This window comes from Spirosoma gilvum (assembly GCF_054776815.1).
The window spans coordinates 361505-378674 of sequence record NZ_BAAHBH010000004.1; the positions used below are offsets into that span (position 1 = coordinate 361505).

The 17170-nt window shown below is 46.8% G+C and carries 17 protein-coding genes; 7 read left to right on the top strand and 10 right to left on the bottom strand.

The window, feature by feature from the left end:
* Entirely contained in the window at positions 1 to 312 is a 312-nt protein-coding gene (locus ACYVFD_RS12910; RefSeq protein WP_461090509.1) for an FtsB family cell division protein, read from the bottom strand.
* Between the two features lie 98 nt (positions 313 to 410).
* Positions 411 to 1691, bottom strand: a complete 1281-nt coding sequence (gene eno / locus ACYVFD_RS12915; RefSeq protein WP_461090510.1) for a phosphopyruvate hydratase — start codon at positions 1689 to 1691, stop codon at positions 411 to 413.
* A gap of 268 nt (positions 1692 to 1959) precedes the next feature.
* On the opposite strand from eno, the gene ACYVFD_RS12920 reads away from it, so the two are divergent.
* Positions 1960 to 2457 (top strand): hypothetical protein, encoded by a 498-nt coding sequence (locus ACYVFD_RS12920; protein ID WP_461090511.1) that lies wholly within the window; start codon positions 1960 to 1962, stop codon positions 2455 to 2457.
* A 175-nt stretch (positions 2458 to 2632) separates the two neighbouring features.
* Complete coding sequence (gene recA, locus ACYVFD_RS12925; RefSeq protein WP_461090512.1) at positions 2633 to 3727, top strand: recombinase RecA; 1095 nt, start codon at positions 2633 to 2635, stop codon at positions 3725 to 3727.
* Between the two features lie 49 nt (positions 3728 to 3776).
* On the opposite strand, the gene ACYVFD_RS12930 is transcribed toward recA, so the two are convergent.
* From ACYVFD_RS12930 to uvrA, 6 genes are all read right to left on the bottom strand, one after another.
* A complete protein-coding gene (locus ACYVFD_RS12930) occupies positions 3777 to 4340 on the bottom strand; it encodes a hypothetical protein (protein ID WP_461090513.1) in 564 nt (187 codons plus the stop codon).
* A 211-nt stretch (positions 4341 to 4551) separates the two neighbouring features.
* A complete protein-coding gene (locus ACYVFD_RS12935; RefSeq protein ID WP_461090514.1) occupies positions 4552 to 5835 on the bottom strand; it encodes a citrate synthase in 1284 nt (427 codons plus the stop codon).
* 236 nt (positions 5836 to 6071) lie between these two features.
* The gene (locus ACYVFD_RS12940; RefSeq protein WP_461090515.1) at positions 6072 to 7355 is read right to left on the bottom strand and encodes a metal-dependent hydrolase family protein; all 1284 of its coding nucleotides are present in this window, start codon (positions 7353 to 7355) and stop codon (positions 6072 to 6074) included.
* Positions 7336 to 7986 carry a transposase gene (locus tag ACYVFD_RS12945; protein WP_461090516.1) on the bottom strand — a complete coding sequence of 217 codons (651 nt, stop codon included), beginning with the start codon at positions 7984 to 7986 and terminating at the stop codon, positions 7336 to 7338. Before ACYVFD_RS12945 ends, ACYVFD_RS12940 begins: the two co-directional genes overlap by 20 nt.
* 12 nt (positions 7987 to 7998) lie before the next feature.
* Positions 7999 to 8391, bottom strand: coding sequence for a hypothetical protein (locus ACYVFD_RS12950; protein ID WP_461090517.1), 393 nt, complete (start codon positions 8389 to 8391; stop codon positions 7999 to 8001).
* A gap of 46 nt (positions 8392 to 8437) precedes the next feature.
* Positions 8438 to 11317 (bottom strand): excinuclease ABC subunit UvrA, encoded by a 2880-nt coding sequence (gene uvrA / locus ACYVFD_RS12955; RefSeq protein WP_461090518.1) that lies wholly within the window; start codon positions 11315 to 11317, stop codon positions 8438 to 8440.
* A 126-nt stretch (positions 11318 to 11443) separates the two neighbouring features.
* On the opposite strand from uvrA, the gene ACYVFD_RS12960 reads away from it, so the two are divergent.
* From ACYVFD_RS12960 to ACYVFD_RS12975, 4 genes are all read left to right on the top strand, one after another.
* The gene (locus ACYVFD_RS12960; protein ID WP_461090519.1) at positions 11444 to 11662 is read left to right on the top strand and encodes a DUF2281 domain-containing protein; all 219 of its coding nucleotides are present in this window, start codon (positions 11444 to 11446) and stop codon (positions 11660 to 11662) included.
* Positions 11662 to 12060 carry a type II toxin-antitoxin system VapC family toxin gene (locus tag ACYVFD_RS12965; RefSeq protein WP_461090520.1) on the top strand — a complete coding sequence of 133 codons (399 nt, stop codon included), beginning with the start codon at positions 11662 to 11664 and terminating at the stop codon, positions 12058 to 12060. The genes ACYVFD_RS12960 and ACYVFD_RS12965 overlap by 1 nt, the downstream gene beginning before the upstream one ends.
* A 60-nt stretch (positions 12061 to 12120) precedes the next feature.
* Positions 12121 to 12402 (top strand): very short patch repair endonuclease, encoded by a 282-nt coding sequence (locus ACYVFD_RS12970; RefSeq protein WP_461090521.1) that lies wholly within the window; start codon positions 12121 to 12123, stop codon positions 12400 to 12402.
* A gap of 66 nt (positions 12403 to 12468) precedes the next feature.
* Positions 12469 to 13668, top strand: coding sequence for an HNH endonuclease (locus tag ACYVFD_RS12975; RefSeq protein WP_461090522.1), 1200 nt, complete (start codon positions 12469 to 12471; stop codon positions 13666 to 13668).
* Here ACYVFD_RS12975 and ACYVFD_RS12980 read toward each other — a convergent pair.
* The gene (locus tag ACYVFD_RS12980) at positions 13665 to 14081 is read right to left on the bottom strand and encodes a hypothetical protein (RefSeq protein ID WP_461090523.1); all 417 of its coding nucleotides are present in this window, start codon (positions 14079 to 14081) and stop codon (positions 13665 to 13667) included. The two genes, ACYVFD_RS12975 and ACYVFD_RS12980, sit on opposite strands and share 4 nt — an antisense overlap.
* 395 nt (positions 14082 to 14476) lie before the next feature.
* Between ACYVFD_RS12980 and ACYVFD_RS12985 the strand changes: the two genes are divergently transcribed.
* Positions 14477 to 15526, top strand: coding sequence for a ribonucleotide-diphosphate reductase subunit beta (locus tag ACYVFD_RS12985; RefSeq protein ID WP_461090524.1), 1050 nt, complete (start codon positions 14477 to 14479; stop codon positions 15524 to 15526).
* Between the two features lie 75 nt (positions 15527 to 15601).
* On the opposite strand, the gene ACYVFD_RS12990 is transcribed toward ACYVFD_RS12985, so the two are convergent.
* Positions 15602 to 17071: a M48 family metalloprotease gene (locus ACYVFD_RS12990; protein ID WP_461090525.1), complete on the bottom strand. Its 1470-nt coding sequence runs from the start codon at positions 17069 to 17071 to the stop codon at positions 15602 to 15604.
* Positions 17072 to 17170: the final 99 nt, after the last annotated feature.

Consider the following 17170-nt stretch of genomic DNA (forward strand, 5'->3'; position numbering starts at 1 on the left):
CTATTTTTCTAGTGGTTCGTTGTTCTCGTCCACAATGACAAATACATCTTCGCCGGGTTTCTTCATCAGGTATTTCTCGCGGGCGAATTTTTCGCGGAGCCGATCGCTCCCTAACAACTCCTTCCGCTCGGTTCGGACCGCTTCGATTTTATCCTGATAAAACCGGACATCCTCTTCCAGTACGTGCAATTTCCACCAGTTGCGAATCTGCGTGGGCAAGTCATTGGCGTCGAAAAATACCATCCATGCCAAAAGTCCTACGCCGGTGGCAACGTAGAAATTGCGAAGAGAGCGAAGGAGTTTTTGTAGCATGAGACAAAATGCGTGGAGCGTGGTGCAGGGAGCGTGGAGAAATAGCAGCTACAATCACTTTGCGCCTAACTCCATGCACCCTGCTCCTCGCTCCTTGCTTAAAATTTAAGTCCGGGGAAATAAGCCGTTTCGCCCAGTTCCTCTTCGATACGGAGCAATTGGTTGTATTTCGCCATCCGGTCAGAACGCGAAGCCGAACCGGTTTTGATTTGACCCGTGTTGAGAGCTACGGCCAGATCGGCAATGGTAGCGTCTTCGGTTTCGCCCGAACGGTGCGACATAATGTTTTTGTACGAATTCCGTTTCGCCAGATTCACCGTATCGATGGTTTCGGTCAGCGAACCGATCTGGTTTACTTTTACCAGGATAGCATTCGCAATACCCTTATCGATACCTTCTTGCAGACGAGTAACGTTCGTAACGAACAGGTCATCACCAACCAGCTGGGTTTTGTTATCTTTCAGCAGATCAGTTTGTGCTTTCCAGCCAGACCAGTCATCTTCAGCCATACCATCTTCAATCGACAGAATGGGGTACTTATTCACCCAATCTTTCCAGAAACCGGCCATTTCCGACGAGGTCAGTTTATCGCCGGTCGATTTTTTAAAGTGATAAACACCGGCTTCAGCGTCGTAGAACTCCGACGAAGCAGCATCCATAGCAATCCAAACGTCTTCGCCTGGGCGGTAGCCTGCTTTTTCAATCGCCTGAATAATGGTCTGAATCGCTTCTTCGTTCGACTTAATGTTTGGTGCAAAACCACCTTCATCACCCACGTTGGTTGCCAGGCCCATTTTTTTCAGAACACCTTTCAGTGTATGGAAAATTTCGGTCCCCATCCGTAGCGCTTCCGAGAAGCTAGACGCGTTGGCGGGCATAACCATAAACTCCTGGAAGTCAATCGAGTTGTCAGCGTGCGAACCACCGTTCAGGATGTTCATCATCGGAACAGGCAGTGTATTCGCATTCACGCCACCGATATACCGGTACAGCGGCAAACCGGCCTCCTGGGCGGCTGCTTTAGCGGCTGCCAGCGATACACCAAGGATGGCATTGGCACCTAAACGGCCTTTGTTGGGTGTACCGTCCAGTTCCAGCATAATGCGGTCGATCAGGCTTTGTTCAAAGATCGATATGCCAACCAGTTCAGGAAAAATCAGTTCGTTTACATTCGAGACGGCTTTCAGGACACCTTTGCCCATATATACCTTTTTGTCGTCGTCGCGGAGTTCGACCGCTTCGTGGGTACCTGTCGATGCGCCCGAGGGTACAGCGGCCCGACCCAGAAAACCGTTTTCGGTACGAACGTCAACTTCAACAGTTGGGTTACCGCGTGAATCCAGAATTTGTCGGGCATGAATGCTTTGGATGGTACTCATTGGAGAGAATAAAAAGGGGTTAACAACAAAATATGCTATCGGTCCGGCAATTCGGCAGGCCGGTTTCTCTGATTTGACGCACAGGCGCTTAGGCTTTTACACAAATCGAGCGCAAAGTAACGAAATACAGGGCAAAACTTCAGAACCAGAATCGGATTGGTTTGTTACTTAATGAATAATTCATGGTCTTTATAGCTCTGAAACAGAAGTTATCAGAAATTTTTGTCTATTTGTGCACATTACAGGCACTACCAAACCAACCATACCTATGCGCGGACTCTTATATTTTCTCTTGTTTTTATTAGTTGTATTCGGCGTGCTCTATGCACTAACCGGCTGGAGTTACAGCGACGGCGAACGGGCCGGAACCGTTTCGAAATTTAGTCGGCGAGGCTTCGTCTTCAAAACCTACGAAGGTGTTTTGAACGTAGGCGGCTTTTCGGGCGAAACAGGTTCATTAACACCACAATATTTCGATTTCTCGGTAAAAGATGAAGCGGTAGCCAAACAGATTACAGATGCCGTAAAAACTGGTCAGCGCGTGACATTGCACTACGAAGAAAAGATCCTAAAATTCCCCTGGAATGGCGAAACGAAATATTACATTACAAGTGTGGAAATCGTAGGTCCACCCGCACGCCCTTACAGCGACATGTCAGCTTATCCGGGTTATCAACCGGGTCAGCCGCAGCCCCAGCAAGGGCAACCACAGACGCAGCAGCCAGCAGCGACTCAGCAGCCTGCCGCAGCGGATTCAACGCTGTAATATTAACACCCGTTTTCTATCAGTTAATTGCTAGATAATTAGGCAATTAACTGACTTTTATACCCTTACCTTCTTGCTTAAAAAACGCAGATAAAAACCCCTAACTATTTTCGAAAACCATTTGGTAATCCGGCCATTTTTGGGTAATTTTATCTGTTTAAACAACCATCCTAACATGGCAAAATCAGATACGGCGCAAGCCACAGCATCTGCTAATGACAGTAAATTAAAAGCCCTTCAAACCACTATCGAGAAATTGGACAAGGCATTCGGAAAAGGCACTGTAATGCGCCTGAGCGAAAGCAAAGTTGTCGATGTTCCGGTTATTTCGACCGGCTCGCTAGGGTTAGATTTAGCACTCGGTATCGGCGGTATGCCTCGTGGCCGTATTGTTGAAATCTACGGGCCTGAATCATCAGGTAAAACAACGCTGACGATGCACTGCATCGCTGAAGCACAGAAAAACGGTGGGTTAGCCGCTTTCATTGATGCTGAGCACGCTTTCGACCGTGTTTATGCGGAGAAACTGGGCATTGATACCAAAAACCTTCTGATCTCACAGCCTGACAATGGTGAACAGGCGCTCGAAATTGCCGAGCATCTGATTAGCTCGGGTGCTATTGATATTATCGTTATTGACTCCGTAGCTGCTCTGGTTCCAAAGGCCGAAATTGAAGGCGAAATGGGCGAAAGTAAAATGGGTTTACAGGCTCGTCTGATGTCGCAGGCGTTGCGGAAACTGACGGGTACCATCAACAAAACCGGCTGCTGCTGTATTTTCATCAACCAGCTTCGCGAAAAAATCGGTGTGATGTTCGGTAACCCTGAAACCACAACCGGTGGTAACGCGCTGAAATTCTATTCGTCGGTTCGCCTGGATATTCGCCGGATCGGTCAGATTAAAGAAGGTGCCGATAATGTAGTGGGTAACCGCACCAAAGTAAAAGTGGTGAAGAACAAACTGGCGGCTCCGTTCAAAGTCGTAGAGTTCGACATCATGTATGGTCAGGGTATTTCGAAAGTTGGCGAAGTACTTGATCTGGCAGTTGAAATGGAGATTGTGAAGAAATCGGGGTCCTGGTTTTCTTACGGAACCAATCGTCTGGCACAAGGCCGCGATGCCGTGAAAGAATTATTGTCCGACAATCCAGAACTGATGGCTGAACTGGAAGGCAAGATCCGGTCTAAAATCGCGGAAGATGAAAACGCGCTGCTTGACCCCGTCCTTGAAGGTACGGATGCCGATGATGAGGGCTTACTTGATGATTAATTCATAGAATACATCACTAAAAAGGGCAGGATTCAGTTCCTGCCCTTTTTTATTTTTTATACGTTCCGTTACTGTACTTAAGTTTGGTCAGAAATTTCCCGTTTTTAATTTGTAGAAGACTGGGTGCCGATGCATCCCCCACCTGATCAGGAATCATACTAACGCTAAACGTTCCTTTGATTTCGCCCGTAACGTCATCGAACGTTAGAATTGTCAATTGGGTATCAGGACTGAGTACCGGCTTATACGTTCCCCAGGGCAATTTGGTACTTAAAGTCGTAAACGTACAGCCAATTGTATCAGCACCACAGTAAAGCGATTTGTAATCTACTTTAAATTTAGTTGATAAACCCGTCTGCTTCGGTATATTGAACAATGTTAGCGTAGCTAGTTTACTCCCATCATTGTCGAATTCTGTAATCGTTATATCGAATGCATGGGCTGTACAAGGAATTCTGGATGCAGCGGCAATCCGTGGATTCCGCAGCGAGCTTCCCTGTCGTGTACCTGAAACCTCTCCCCAATAATCAACAGAATATAGATCCGGGATTGGAACAACTGTCTGGGTTATGGATGTCGTACAGCTTAACAGCCCTATCAGAAGTGTAAGCATGTATAGGCTTTTTGCTTGCATGGCTCTTAGCTGATTTTTTGATATTGACACCCTATTATGACGATACCCGCTACACCATGTCACCAAATCAAACAAATAAACACTTTGCCTATATGAACGAGTATTTTCAACGCATAAAAAAACGATAGCCGATGCACGACTACCGTTTCTTTTAACTAATTACGTTTAAGCCTTTAATGCTTTGCTGTAATTAACGCTTATCCAGCGAAACAAACTCACGAAGCGTTGGACCGGTATAAATCTGCCGGGGGCGACCAATAGGCTCTTTTTGTTCGCGCATTTCTTTCCACTGAGCAATCCAGCCTGGCAGACGACCGATGGCAAACATTACGGTAAACATGTTGGTCGGGATACCTAGCGCACGATAAATGATACCCGAATAAAAATCGACGTTCGGATATAGTTTGCGCGATACGAAATACTCATCGTGTAGAGCAGCCTCTTCCAGTCCTTTGGCAATTTCCAGTACAGGGTCGTTGATACCTAACTTCGACAGAACGTCGTCGGCCGCTTTTTTAATGATTTTGGCGCGAGGATCGAAGTTTTTGTAGACGCGATGGCCGAAACCAAACAGGCGGAAGCCGGTCGTCTTGGCATTTTTCGCCATATCGACATACTTCGCTACATCACCTCCATCGGCTTTAATGTCTTCCAGCATTTCGATTACCTCCTGGTTGGCACCGCCGTGTAGTGGACCCCACAGAGCACTGATACCTGCTGAAATAGAGGAGTAGATGTTAGCCTGCGATGAACCAACCAGACGAACGGTCGAGGTCGAACAGTTCTGCTCGTGATCGGCATGGAGAATGAGCAATACGTTCAACGCTTCGACAACAACCGGATCAATTTTATACTCCTCAACCGGCAACGAGAACATCATGTTCAGGAAGTTCGGGATATAGTCGAGGCTATTTTTGGGGTAGTTCATCGGATGCCCCTGTGAGCGCTTATACGACCAGGTAGCAATGGTTGGTAATTTGGCCAGCAACCGGATGATATGCAGATCGGTTTTATCTTCGCTTGAATCTGCAAGGTCCGGGTAAAACGCACTCATAGCACTCACCAGCGATGCCAAAACGCCCATCGGGTGAGCCTTTACCGGAAAACCATCGAAGATTTTCCGCATGTCTTCATTGACCAGCGTATGACGGCGAATGGAATTTTCGAACTGTGCATACTGATCTTTCGTTGGCAATTCACCGTAAATGAGCAGGTAGGCAACTTCCAGAAACGACGCTTTTGCCGCTAAGTCTTCGATGGCATACCCACGATATTGTAAGATACCTTGCTCACCATCCAAAAACGTAATGGCGCTTTTGGTGGCACCGGTATTTTTATAACCCCGGTCTAACGTCACGTAGCCGGTCTGATCACGGAGATTCGAAATGTCGAAGGCTTTTTCATGTTCACTTCCCTCCAGCGTTGGGAATGAATAGGACTTACCATCGACCGTTAATTCAGCGGTATTTGCCATACAAATCAGGGGTAGAGTTAATCAGAGGTAATACAATAGCGGTTTGTTGAATAGCAGACTCAAGAAACCGTTGTCAAACGTTTTACCAGCCGGAACTATAATAATAAAAGCATCCGGGCGAGTCACGCCGGGCGAAATTAGCCGAAAAATTAAAACGACGAATGAAATTGTCGTAAAAAAGCCAGATTACATTTATATTAAATTGTAACCTACTAATTCAGCCGTACGTTATCCGCTCAACGTTTATAGAACACTCCTCCCTTCATCACGGTTCGAACACGGTGTAAATCTGTAATTGTTTTGGTAGGATCGCCATCAACAGCCACCAGATCAGCCAGTAAGCCCGACCGTACACGTCCCCGGTCGGCGAGATGAAATACATCGGCATTGACTGACGTCGCGGATCGTAATACATCGACAGGCTTCATCCCATAATCGACCATCAGATCCAGTTCTCGGGCATTATCGCCATGACTGAAAACGCCTACATCACCCCCAGCCGCAATTGTTACACCCGCATCCAGCGCCTGTTTGAAGGTAACTCGCTTTTGTTTGAGCCGCTCCGGTTCGGGCGCTTGTCCTTTTTTCCAACCCCGATATTGGCTGATCGCATCACCAGCCGCCAGCGTGGGACATAGCGCTGTGCCATGCTGCTTCATCAGCGCAAAAACCTCAGGGGTACCGGCATCACCATGCTCAACCGTTTCGCATCCGCCCAAAATAGCCCGACGCATACCTTCGGCCGTGCTAGCGTGAGCCACAACGGCCCGCCCACTGCTTTTGACTACTTCAACAATCAATTTTATTTCCTCAACGGTAAACGTCGGGCGGGCTTCGGCCATTAATCCCCAGCGGTAGTCAGCGTAAATTTTGATAGCATCGGCCCCTTTCCCAATCTGCCGCCGAACCGCTTGTATCAGTGCGTCATGCCCGTCGGCTTCTTCGGCGCCCTGCGGCACATCAATGTCGGGACTGAAGCCTTTGGGCGCATAACTACCTGTTGCGATTAAGGCACGGGTTACGATCACCATTCTTGGCCCCGGAATAATACCCTGATTGATAGCTTGTTTTAATCCGACATCGTCATATTCAGCGCCTTCGGTACCCAAATCCCGAACGGTTGTAAATCCGGCCAGTAATGTTTTCTGAGCATGAACGGTTGCGCGGGCTGTTCGTAGCGAACGGGCTTCTTTCAAAACCTGATCGTCCCAGGGCGTTTCGTTGTACGGATGCAGGAAAAGATGAGAATGCCCTTCGATCAGGCCAGGCAAGAGGGTTGTCCCTTTCAGATCAACCACTTCGCCCCCATCTGCAGAAACCGACGATGCTGCGCCAACCGCTTCGATTTTATCCCCCTTTACGCGTACAACCCAACCGTCATGAACGGTTTCGCCATCAAATACGCGATCAGGTTTTAGGAGATATGTCTGGGCTAAGCTTGGGCTAAATCCAGACAAAAGCAATAAGACGATACAAAGGCCAAGCCATTTCTCAGCCATATTAGGTAACCGTAATGTCATTGTATTCAGGTTTTACGTACGTCCATTTCCAGTCCTGCCAGCGTTCGCAAAGGCCTGCTTTTACTGGATTCTGCAAAATATACTGAACAATTCGCTTGAGTTCGTCACGATCGCGCACGAGTCGATCATAATTTTTATCATCCCAGAAACGACCCTCTCTCGCCAGCAACTGATTACACTGTCGGGCCGAAAAACTTTTTATGCTTTGCAGAATTTTTGCCAGTGGAAGTGCCTGCCTACCCGATTCAGGGTCAAAGAGCGAAAAAGCGACGTGTATGTGATTGGGCATGAGTGTATAGGCAATTAAGTTATACGCCTTATCATCCCAGTAGTGTAGACTTTGTGCGACGAGTTCGGCAATGGCATCGGTAGCCAGCCAGCGAGGGCCATAATCGCCCTGGTCCATCAATTTATCATATTCCCCGAAATACATCTTTTCCAGCCGATCCAACTCCTCTCGGCTATGACCTGGACGGACCAGTATTTCCTGCCTTTTTACCGCATACTTATCGGCCATACGTTCTTTTTCAGCTTGTGCCAGCGATCCATACAGACGAGTGGTCACGAAGAATGTTCCCCCAAGGGGTTGCAGATGGGGTAAACCTTTATACCAGTAAAAATCCGTATGCATACACTAAAAGCTTTACCGAAACCGACGCAGCAGGCCTTCTCCAAAAATCAGCACAACGAGTCCTGGCAGTAGAATGGCTCCTGCCCGAAAACCCGCTCCGGTTAGTTTGTAAACGCCAGAATTGTATTGCGTAAAGCTCTGAAACAAATAATAGGCCGATGCGGCCAACAGAACAACCAATACGCCAATACCAGCGGGTTGACTCAACCGCCCAGTAAGCCAGGTAATCAGGATGGAAATACCCGCCACAAGAGCCACTGTACCCAGGGCCTTCGGAAAGGTTTCAATAGCAGTGTAATCAAAAAAGAACACCCCAGCCTGACCAATCAGATTGGGGTGTGCCAGCAGCCAGCCATCCAGAATGACCAGTACCAAGAGCAAAACATAAAAGAATGGGTAACGCATAAGAACTATTTTCAGGTTGTTATACAACCAACGAAAATAATGGCTTTTACGCTTTACTTGCTTCTAATTCCATTTTTAAAAACTTGCCGGTATAGCTTCCTTTCACCTCAGCCACTTTTTCGGGTGTGCCTTCGGCGATGATGTTACCACCTTTGTTACCGCCTTCCGGGCCGAGGTCGATGAGGTGATCCGAGACCTTGATCACGTCCAGGTTATGTTCAATAATCAGGACGGTATTTCCCTTATCGGCGAGTTTGTTCAACACATCGAGCAGGTGAGCAATGTCCTGGAAATGCAGGCCGGTGGTTGGTTCGTCGAGAATATAGAGCGTTTTGCCCGTGTCTTTTTTGGATAGCTCTTCGGCCAGTTTTACGCGCTGCGCTTCGCCACCCGAGAGGGTTGTCGCATGTTGACCGAGGGTAATATAGCCAAGCCCAACATCGTTCAGCGTCTGTACTTTCCGAAGAATCTTCGGCTGACTGGCGAAGAAGTCCAATGCCTGCTCAACGGTCATGTCCAGCACGTCGGCGATGGATTTTCCTTTGAAACGAACTTCCAGCGTTTCGCGGTTGAAACGTTTGCCTTTGCAGGTTTCGCAAACCACATGCACATCGGGCAGAAACTCCATTTCGATTTTCTTCATACCCGCACCTTCGCAATCTTCGCAACGTCCACCTTTCACATTGAACGAGAATCGACCCGGTTTATAACCCCGGATTTTCGCTTCGGGCAGTTCGGCAAACAGCGTCCGAATTTCGGAGAACATACCCGTATAGGTTGCCGGATTCGAACGCGGGGTACGGCCAATCGGTGACTGATCGACTTCAATCACTTTATCCAGATGCTCTAGCCCGTCGACCGATTTAAACGGCAACGGCTCCCGCTTCGACTTGTAAAAATGGCGGTTCAGTACCGGAAACAGGGTTTCGTGAATCAAAGACGATTTGCCACTGCCCGAAACGCCCGTGATCGTTACCATTTTACCCAGCGGCAACTTCAGTGTTACTTTCTTAAGGTTATGTCCCGTAGCATCTTTAATAATCAGAAACTTGCCGTTCCCTTTGCGTCGTTCGGTTGGTACGTCGATGGCCCTACGGCCGCTTAAATAATCAGCGGTTGTACTGCCATTTTTCAGGAATTCGTCGGGCGTACCGATGCCAACCACCTGCCCGCCATGACGACCGGCTCCCGGCCCGATGTCAAGAATAAAGTCGGATTCGAGCATCATGTCTTTGTCGTGCTCAACGACCAGCACCGTATTGCCCAGATCACGCAGGTTTTTGAGCGAATCGATGAGTTTAACGTTGTCGCGCTGATGCAGACCGATACTCGGTTCGTCCATAATATACAGTACCCCAACCAGTTGCGTACCAATCTGCGTTGCCAGTCGTATCCGTTGGGCTTCACCACCCGAAAGCGTGCGCAAGGGGCGGTCGAGCGTCAGGTAGTCCAGCCCAATATCGAGCAGGAAGCCGATGCGTTTGCGGATTTCTTTCAGAATCTCTTTGGCAATCACATTCTGGCGGTCGGTCATCCGGCTTTCGAGCCCGTCGAACCAGTTGGTCAGTTCCGAAATGTCCATGCGGGCCAGTTCGGAAATGTTTTTCTGATCGATTTTGAAATACAGGGATTCTTTTTTCAGACGCGCCCCCTGACATTCAGGACAGGTATTGACAACCATAAAGTCCTTCAGCCATTCCTGAATTTTGTCGGTGCTGTTCTCTTGCTGGCGTTTCAGAAAGTTGACAATCCCCTCAAACTTGAAACTATAGTAATCTTCACCAGGGTACTTCTTCGATGGAACGGTAGCCTCATCTTCTGTACCGTACATGAGCGCATGAAGCAGATCGTCAGGAAATTTGTTGACCGGCGATGTCAGATTGAGCTTGTATTTTTTCAGAATCGCTTCGATTTCCTTAAAAATCCACAACTCGCGGTACTCGCCAAGCGGAGCAATAGCACCCCGACTGATACTGAGCGACTTATCAGGAATAACCGACTCCTCCGTAATTTCTTCGATCACACCCAGCCCATTACAAACCGGACAGGCACCGTAGGGCGAGTTGAACGAAAACGTATTGGGCGAGGGTTCGTCGTAGCTAATGCCCGACTCGGGGTCCATCAGGTTCTGCGAGAAGTAGACCAGCGTTCCACTCCCGTCCAACATCTGCATAGCGCCCTTGCCCTGCCGAAGCGCCGTTTGCACCGACTGACTCAGCCGATACCGATCTTCTACTTTGGGCACCAGTCGGTCAATTACGATTTCGATGTCGTGAATTTTGTAGCGGTCCAACTGCATTTTAGGCGCAATATCCTGCACCACGCCATCGACCCGTACTTTGGTATAACCCGTTTTGGCAATCTGCACAAACAGTTCCCGGTAATGCCCCTTGCGCCCTTTAATGATGGGAGCCAGCAAGGTCAGTTTCTGTCCGGCGTATTGCTCCAGAATGGTATCGATAATCTGATCCTGCGACTGCCGCTCCATTTTACGACCCGTCACATACGAGAATGCTTCGCCAGCGCGGGCATAAAACAGACGCAGAAAGTCGTAAATCTCGGTGGTGGTGCCGACTGTTGAGCGGGGGTTTTTGGATGTCGTTTTCTGCTCAATGGAAATCACCGGACTCAAGCCGTTGATCTTGTCTACATCCGGCCGTTCCATATCGCCGATGAACGAGCGGGCATAGGCTGAGAAACTCTCCATATACCGCCGTTGGCCCTCGGCATAAATGGTATCGAAGGCCAGCGACGATTTGCCGCTGCCGCTGATACCGGTCACGACCACCAGCTTATTGCGGGGAATCGTAACATCAATATTTTTCAGATTGTGTTCGCGGGCACCAAGGACCTCTATTTGATCGTAACCCGTCAGGTCTATATCGGTAAGGCTGGGCCGTAGCTCCGTTGCTTTTTCTTCCGTCACTAGTTGGGAAAGGCTTATTCTAAAGAACAACGTAAAATAGGCGGGGGTAGTTTCCGGGAACGTAACCCTTTTCGTCTCTACAATCGAACCAGCAATTCGTTATCTTTACCTAAAAACAACTTAGGTATGCTGACGGCTATTCAGGGCACTTATGATCATGGCCAGATTATTCTGGATGAGGTTCCTTCCATACAAAAACGCATGAAAGTAATCGTGACGTTTTTAGAGGAGGAAACCGACAGTACCAATGATAAACGTAAACGGCAGGGGGGAAGCATGAAAGGCGAAGTCTGGATGACCGATGATTTTAATGACCCTCTTGACGACTTAAATGAATACATGTAATGCGCTTACTGCTTGATACACAAATAATACTCTGGTTTTTGGAGGGTAGTAAGCAACTTTCGGTGCAGGGAAATAGCTTAATCACTGATATTGACAACACCATTTATGTTAGCCATATCAGTTTATTTGAGGTCGCTATAAAATTAAAAATTGGGGGTCGACTGGACTTAAAGCGTGGCTTAAACGGACTAATTTCAGATTGCCGGAAAGAATCAATTCAACTACTTCCTATTGCAAACAGTCATTTACTGGCCTATGACCAGATTCCGCTTCATGCCGACCACCGCGATCCTTTTGATAGATTGATTCTGGCTACGGCACTGGCCGAACAGATGTCCATTATCTCTGCTGATGAGAAATTCAGCCGCTATCGGGACGTTATTGATATAATTTGGTAGCCAAATCTACCAGACAGATATGGTGTTTAGTTGTTATAACCAAAACACTCAACACCCCACATGGCCGACGTACATACACCCGCTCAACGCAGCTATAACATGAGCCGCGTACGGAGCAAAGACACAAAGCCCGAACTAATCGTCCGTAAATTTCTTCACGCCCACGGTTTCCGCTATCGGCTACACGATAAAAACCTACCCGGCAAGCCTGATATAGTGCTACCTAAATACAAAACAGTAATTTTCGTACATAGCTGTTTTTATCATGGCCATGAGGGATGCCGCTATTTTGTTGTACCTAAGACAAGAACAGATTGGGACTTAATGAAGCTAAAATTGTAGTTACTTTTTAAGAGGAATAATAGATATATTTGACTAAGTTCATACTTGAATCTACTTCCTCTTTCAATGCACATTTCCTTCGATTTATTAAAGATAGGTGAATCATATTCTCGCGTTTTTTTGGCGGAAATCTGGGGCTATGCCGCTTATCAGGCCCTAGCTCGTGGTGTAGTGACCCCCAAAGGAGTCTCAAAGATTATTCTATTCGTCACTTCAAAGAAACAGGAATCATCAACGCAGTATAGTGATAAGGTAATCAATGAATACCTACATTGGGAAGGGCCTAATGACCATTTCGCGGAGACAAGGATGGTTAATGCCAGATATAATGGTGAGGAAATTCATTTATTTTTTAGAACTATTCACCACTCTAACTTTACTTATTTTGGTAAAATTGAAGTGGTAGATGTAGAATTAGAAATAAACCGGCCAAGTAGATTTATATTTCATTTAAATGATTACTATTCCAATATTGTGAATGAAACAATTTCAGAATATTGGAGTCGACGTCAATTGCTTACCGTTTTTAATTTATACTTAAAACTACAATCTCGAAACTTTAGCCCTGATAATCCTGATATTAGATACTTATCTAAGCTGATAGGAAAAAGTGTTAATTCTATTGCTATTCGCTTGAACAACCTTGCCTACATTGATCCTTACAATAATCAGCACGGTATAGTTGGCCTTGAGGAAGGTGCTGATCAAATACAATCTATATGGAATGAATTCGCTGACAACCAAGAAGAACTGGTTTTTGAAAGCGAACGCATTCTGGCTGATTATCAGCAAAAAACGGTTGACGACATTCATCCTGAGATTGTATTCGATTTGAAGAATCTGAAAGGTGAAGTCAAAGAACGTTTAGTCAAAACGCGTGTCAACCAAAGCGTTTTTCGGCAGATGATTCTAAAAACCTACGAAAGTCGTTGCGCCATTTCGGGCATCGATCTGCCTGATTTACTCGTAGCGGGACACATTAAGCCATGGGCTGAAGATGAACACAATCGCTTAAATCCCGAAAATGGCGTTTGCCTGTCGAATCTGTATGATCGGGCGTACGAAAAGGGCTTGATTTGCATCGACACAGAGTACAAACTGCTTATCTCAAAGCGGCTTAAAGCTGAGACAAATAAAGAGTTTTATCAACGGTTCTTTGGCGTGTTCGAACATAAGCCAATTCACATACCTAAGACGTATCAGCCTAAAAAAGAATTTTTGGAGTACAGATTGGAGCGGTTTGATAAGTCGCAATATCAGTCTTAAGACCATTCCTCATACTTGTAGAACTCAGCATTCACAAAATCATCATAATCTTCCACTTCTATTTTGTATTTTACATTTGCCAGTAAGTACAACTGACGTTTTTTTCTACTAAGCTTGATAAAACTCTTTTGTTCAGAGGGGTGCATCTTAAGAAACACTCTTCTTTCGCCTAAGCTTAGTCTAGTAAACGCTTTTCGTTGGGTTTCAGACATATACCAGTAGGCAATATTAAAATAGTCATCTTCACTGTCTATAAAACGGTGACTGCTTTCCTCGGAAGCACAATCATAAAAAGCACCTTTAAAATTAGTATGTCGAAAATCGCCAATAATCAACCCGGTACTTCCACAGATTTCACAGTGAGGATGGTAATCAGGAATTGAGTTATAATTAATGAGTTCAGGCAGTTTCATACAATCACCTTTTAATCAAAAATAACCTTTTCGTCTAAATATGGTATAAATCTGCTATAAAAATCTTGCACCTAAGGAGAGCCTTCGCTTTCTGATCAAGCATAGGCATCTGAAAATTTATATCGCAAAATAAAACTGTTGACATAACAACTCTTTGACAGCACTATTCCAAGAATCTCCCAAACATACTAGGTCATAAGCGCCTGATTACGTTTCAATTACAATAATTTATCATTTGTCTGATGCCGGGTACTGGCGATAGTCACCTTGTAGAAGCGGGCAGATTCTTTAACTTTGTTAACCAGAATTTAGCTTGTCAAAATCCGCTAAGCCCACTCAATTCTGTAGGGCCTACCCAGGCCGGGCTTTATGTATAAACCTGCGCATCCGTTACCATGACACAGAACGACGTAATTGAACCAATCTTAGAAGAAGACAAAGGCCGCTTTGTCCTGTTTCCTATCAAACACTGGGACATTTGGGAATTCTATAAAACCCACGAAGCGTCGTTCTGGACGGCCGAGGAAATCGACCTCGGTCAGGATATGAAGGACTGGAATAGCCTGAACGACAACGAACGGCATTTCATTTCACACGTACTGGCCTTCTTTGCCGCATCGGATGGTATCGTCAACGAGAATCTGGCCGTCAACTTTCTGTCGGAAGTACAATACGCCGAAGCCAAGTGCTTCTACGGGTTTCAGGTGATGATGGAGAATATTCACTCCGAAACGTACTCGCTGCTGATCGATACGTACATTAAAGATGCGGCCGAAAAAGACCGGCTGCTGAATGCCATCGACACCATTCCCTGCGTACAGAAAAAGGCCGAATGGGCCTTGCGCTGGATCGAAAACGGCTCGTTTGCCGAGCGTCTGATTGCCTTTGCGGCTGTTGAGGGAATTTTCTTTTCGGGCTCGTTCTGCTCCATCTACTGGCTCAAAAAACGGGGTCTCATGCCGGGACTAACGTTCTCGAACGAACTGATCTCCCGTGATGAGGGCCTGCACCGCGACTTTGCCTGTATGCTTTATACCGACCATATTGTGCATAAAATGCCCGAATCGGAGGTGTACGACATTATCCGCAATGCAGTCGAAATTGAGCAGGAATTCGTGGCCGATGCCTTGCCTGTATCGCTCATCGGGATGAACGCCGATCTGATGAAACAGTACATTGCTTTTGTAGCTGATCACCTGCTAGTTACGCTTGGCTTGCGGAAACTGTATAATGTAACGAACCCTTTCGATTTCATGGATATGATTTCGCTACAGGGCAAAACCAATTTCTTTGAAAAGCGGGTGGGTGAATACCAGCGGGGCGAAGTGATGGCCAAATTTAAAGCGGCTAAAGCGGCTTCACAAACCCCTCAGGATGCCGAAAACCCAACACCTGTACCTGTAGTGGAAGAACCAAAAGGAATTACATTCGACGCTGATTTTTAGCGGTTTGTACGTCTTCCGCTTCAAAAAAACGTTCTGGCAGGGGTAGCGCTACCCCTGCCAGAACGTTTTTTTGCTTTACTGACCGATAATTTTTAGAGAAGAGCCTCGCGTAATGCGATCATCGGCTTTCATGCTATTCAGTACGCCCAATTCTTCAATTCGTTTAGCAGGCATACCCAGTGCAGTCATAACATCGCGAAAGGAGCCATCGCGGGGGGCCGCACGAACAAAGACTCGTTCAGGTTTACGGTTCAATTTATCAGAGTCGGTCAGGGAACGGAAATTTCCGGCTACCTGCTGAAATGTGCCGAATGCGTTCGTGAAATCGGCTGTTGCAGCAAGGCCATGCAGGGCATAAATGGCATTGTTGTATTGAATAAGCCAGGTTCCGATCTGAAGGGCCGCTCGTGGGTCTTGCTGTTGCCCCTGTTGCTGTTGTTGCTGCTGACGCGAAATAAGTACGTAGGCCGGGTTGCCATTTATAGTCGTTTTTTTATTCTCCAGAACATTCAGGCTTAGTTCTTTAACCAGATTCTGGGCGGCTTCATCCAGCGAGCTACCTTTCGCCAGCATTAAAATCATGGCTGATTTGCCATCTTTAGCCGCCATCTGGAATTGAGTTGGGGAATTCTGCGATTGCCAACCGTTCGGAACCGGAAACTGGAATCTCAGTTCTGGATGATAAAACGTATTATTTTCTACGAACCCCTGCTTTGGATCTTCACCGTACATAATGCCATCAATCAGGCGCAGGTATTGATCCCGATCTACCTGATACGATGCGGGGTGTTGAGCCTGATACTCCTTGGTCAGTTCATGCACCCGATTGTAGCGATTACCGGGGTCGGGGTGGGTCGACATAAATTGTGGAACGGCCTGTCCTGAATTATCAGAAATGCGCTTAAGCGTACCGAAGAAATTAGCCATCTGATGAGCGTCGTAGCCAATCTTACTCGAATATTCGACACCCAGCTTATCGGATTCCGATTCATGGTCGCGGCTGTATTTGAGCGACAAAAGTCCGATTCCCTGTTGTAGCGCTTCGATATTCTGACCAACAACCTGCGGTGCCAATATAGCTCCACCAATCAGCGCAATTGTGCTTAACAACTGGCTTTTCTGCGAACGAGCAGCGTGCCGGGCAGTAATGTGGCCAATTTCATGACCGAGCACACCGGCAAACTCCGCTTCATTATTGAAATGAGCCAGAATACCACGGGTAAAATAGACGTAGCCTCCCGGTACAGCAAACGCATTGACAACCGGCGAATCGACAATGTAGAACTGATAAGGCAAATCTGGACGGTGCGAAGCTTTTGCCATTGCCTTCCCTTTCTCGTTCATAAACGCCTGCAAATTCTTGTTTTCATACAACCCCATAGTGGCCACTACTGACGGATGCGATTCCTTTCCGATAGCGATTTCCTGCTCAGTAGACATCAAACTTAGTTCCCGCTTTCCCGTAACGGGGTTGCGTGCACAGGCTGAAGCAATTATCAGCGTAACAAACAGAATGGATCGGTAATATAACGTGTACGTGTTCATAGTAAGGAATGTGAAGGTGAGTATCTGCTCAGTATTATCCGAAGCTTACTTCCTAAGTATAAACTACTATGAACACCTATTTTGTTTAATGGCTTTTTA

Bases quoted from the DNA above. Each gene is read 5' to 3' on its own strand.
- ACYVFD_RS12940 (WP_461090515.1), bottom strand. From the start codon at position 7,355: ATGACATTACGGTTACCTAATATGGCTGAGAAATGGCTTGGCCTTTGT.
- eno (WP_461090510.1), bottom strand. From the start codon at position 1,691: ATGAGTACCATCCAAAGCATTCATGCCCGACAAATTCTGGATTCACGC.
- ACYVFD_RS12965 (WP_461090520.1), top strand. From the start codon at position 11,662: ATGCGCTTACTGCTTGATACACAAATAATACTCTGGTTTTTGGAGGGT.
- ACYVFD_RS12960 (WP_461090519.1), top strand. From the start codon at position 11,444: ATGCTGACGGCTATTCAGGGCACTTATGATCATGGCCAGATTATTCTG.
- ACYVFD_RS12910 (WP_461090509.1), bottom strand. From the start codon at position 312: ATGCTACAAAAACTCCTTCGCTCTCTTCGCAATTTCTACGTTGCCACC.
- ACYVFD_RS12985 (WP_461090524.1), top strand. From the start codon at position 14,477: ATGACACAGAACGACGTAATTGAACCAATCTTAGAAGAAGACAAAGGC.
- ACYVFD_RS12935 (WP_461090514.1), bottom strand. From the start codon at position 5,835: ATGGCAAATACCGCTGAATTAACGGTCGATGGTAAGTCCTATTCATTC.
- ACYVFD_RS12980 (WP_461090523.1), bottom strand. From the start codon at position 14,081: ATGAAACTGCCTGAACTCATTAATTATAACTCAATTCCTGATTACCAT.
- ACYVFD_RS12950 (WP_461090517.1), bottom strand. From the start codon at position 8,391: ATGCGTTACCCATTCTTTTATGTTTTGCTCTTGGTACTGGTCATTCTG.
- recA (WP_461090512.1), top strand. From the start codon at position 2,633: ATGGCAAAATCAGATACGGCGCAAGCCACAGCATCTGCTAATGACAGT.
- ACYVFD_RS12975 (WP_461090522.1), top strand. From the start codon at position 12,469: ATGCACATTTCCTTCGATTTATTAAAGATAGGTGAATCATATTCTCGC.
- ACYVFD_RS12990 (WP_461090525.1), bottom strand. From the start codon at position 17,071: ATGAACACGTACACGTTATATTACCGATCCATTCTGTTTGTTACGCTG.
- ACYVFD_RS12970 (WP_461090521.1), top strand. From the start codon at position 12,121: ATGGCCGACGTACATACACCCGCTCAACGCAGCTATAACATGAGCCGC.
- ACYVFD_RS12930 (WP_461090513.1), bottom strand. From the start codon at position 4,340: ATGCTTACACTTCTGATAGGGCTGTTAAGCTGTACGACATCCATAACC.
- ACYVFD_RS12945 (WP_461090516.1), bottom strand. From the start codon at position 7,986: ATGCATACGGATTTTTACTGGTATAAAGGTTTACCCCATCTGCAACCC.
- ACYVFD_RS12920 (WP_461090511.1), top strand. From the start codon at position 1,960: ATGCGCGGACTCTTATATTTTCTCTTGTTTTTATTAGTTGTATTCGGC.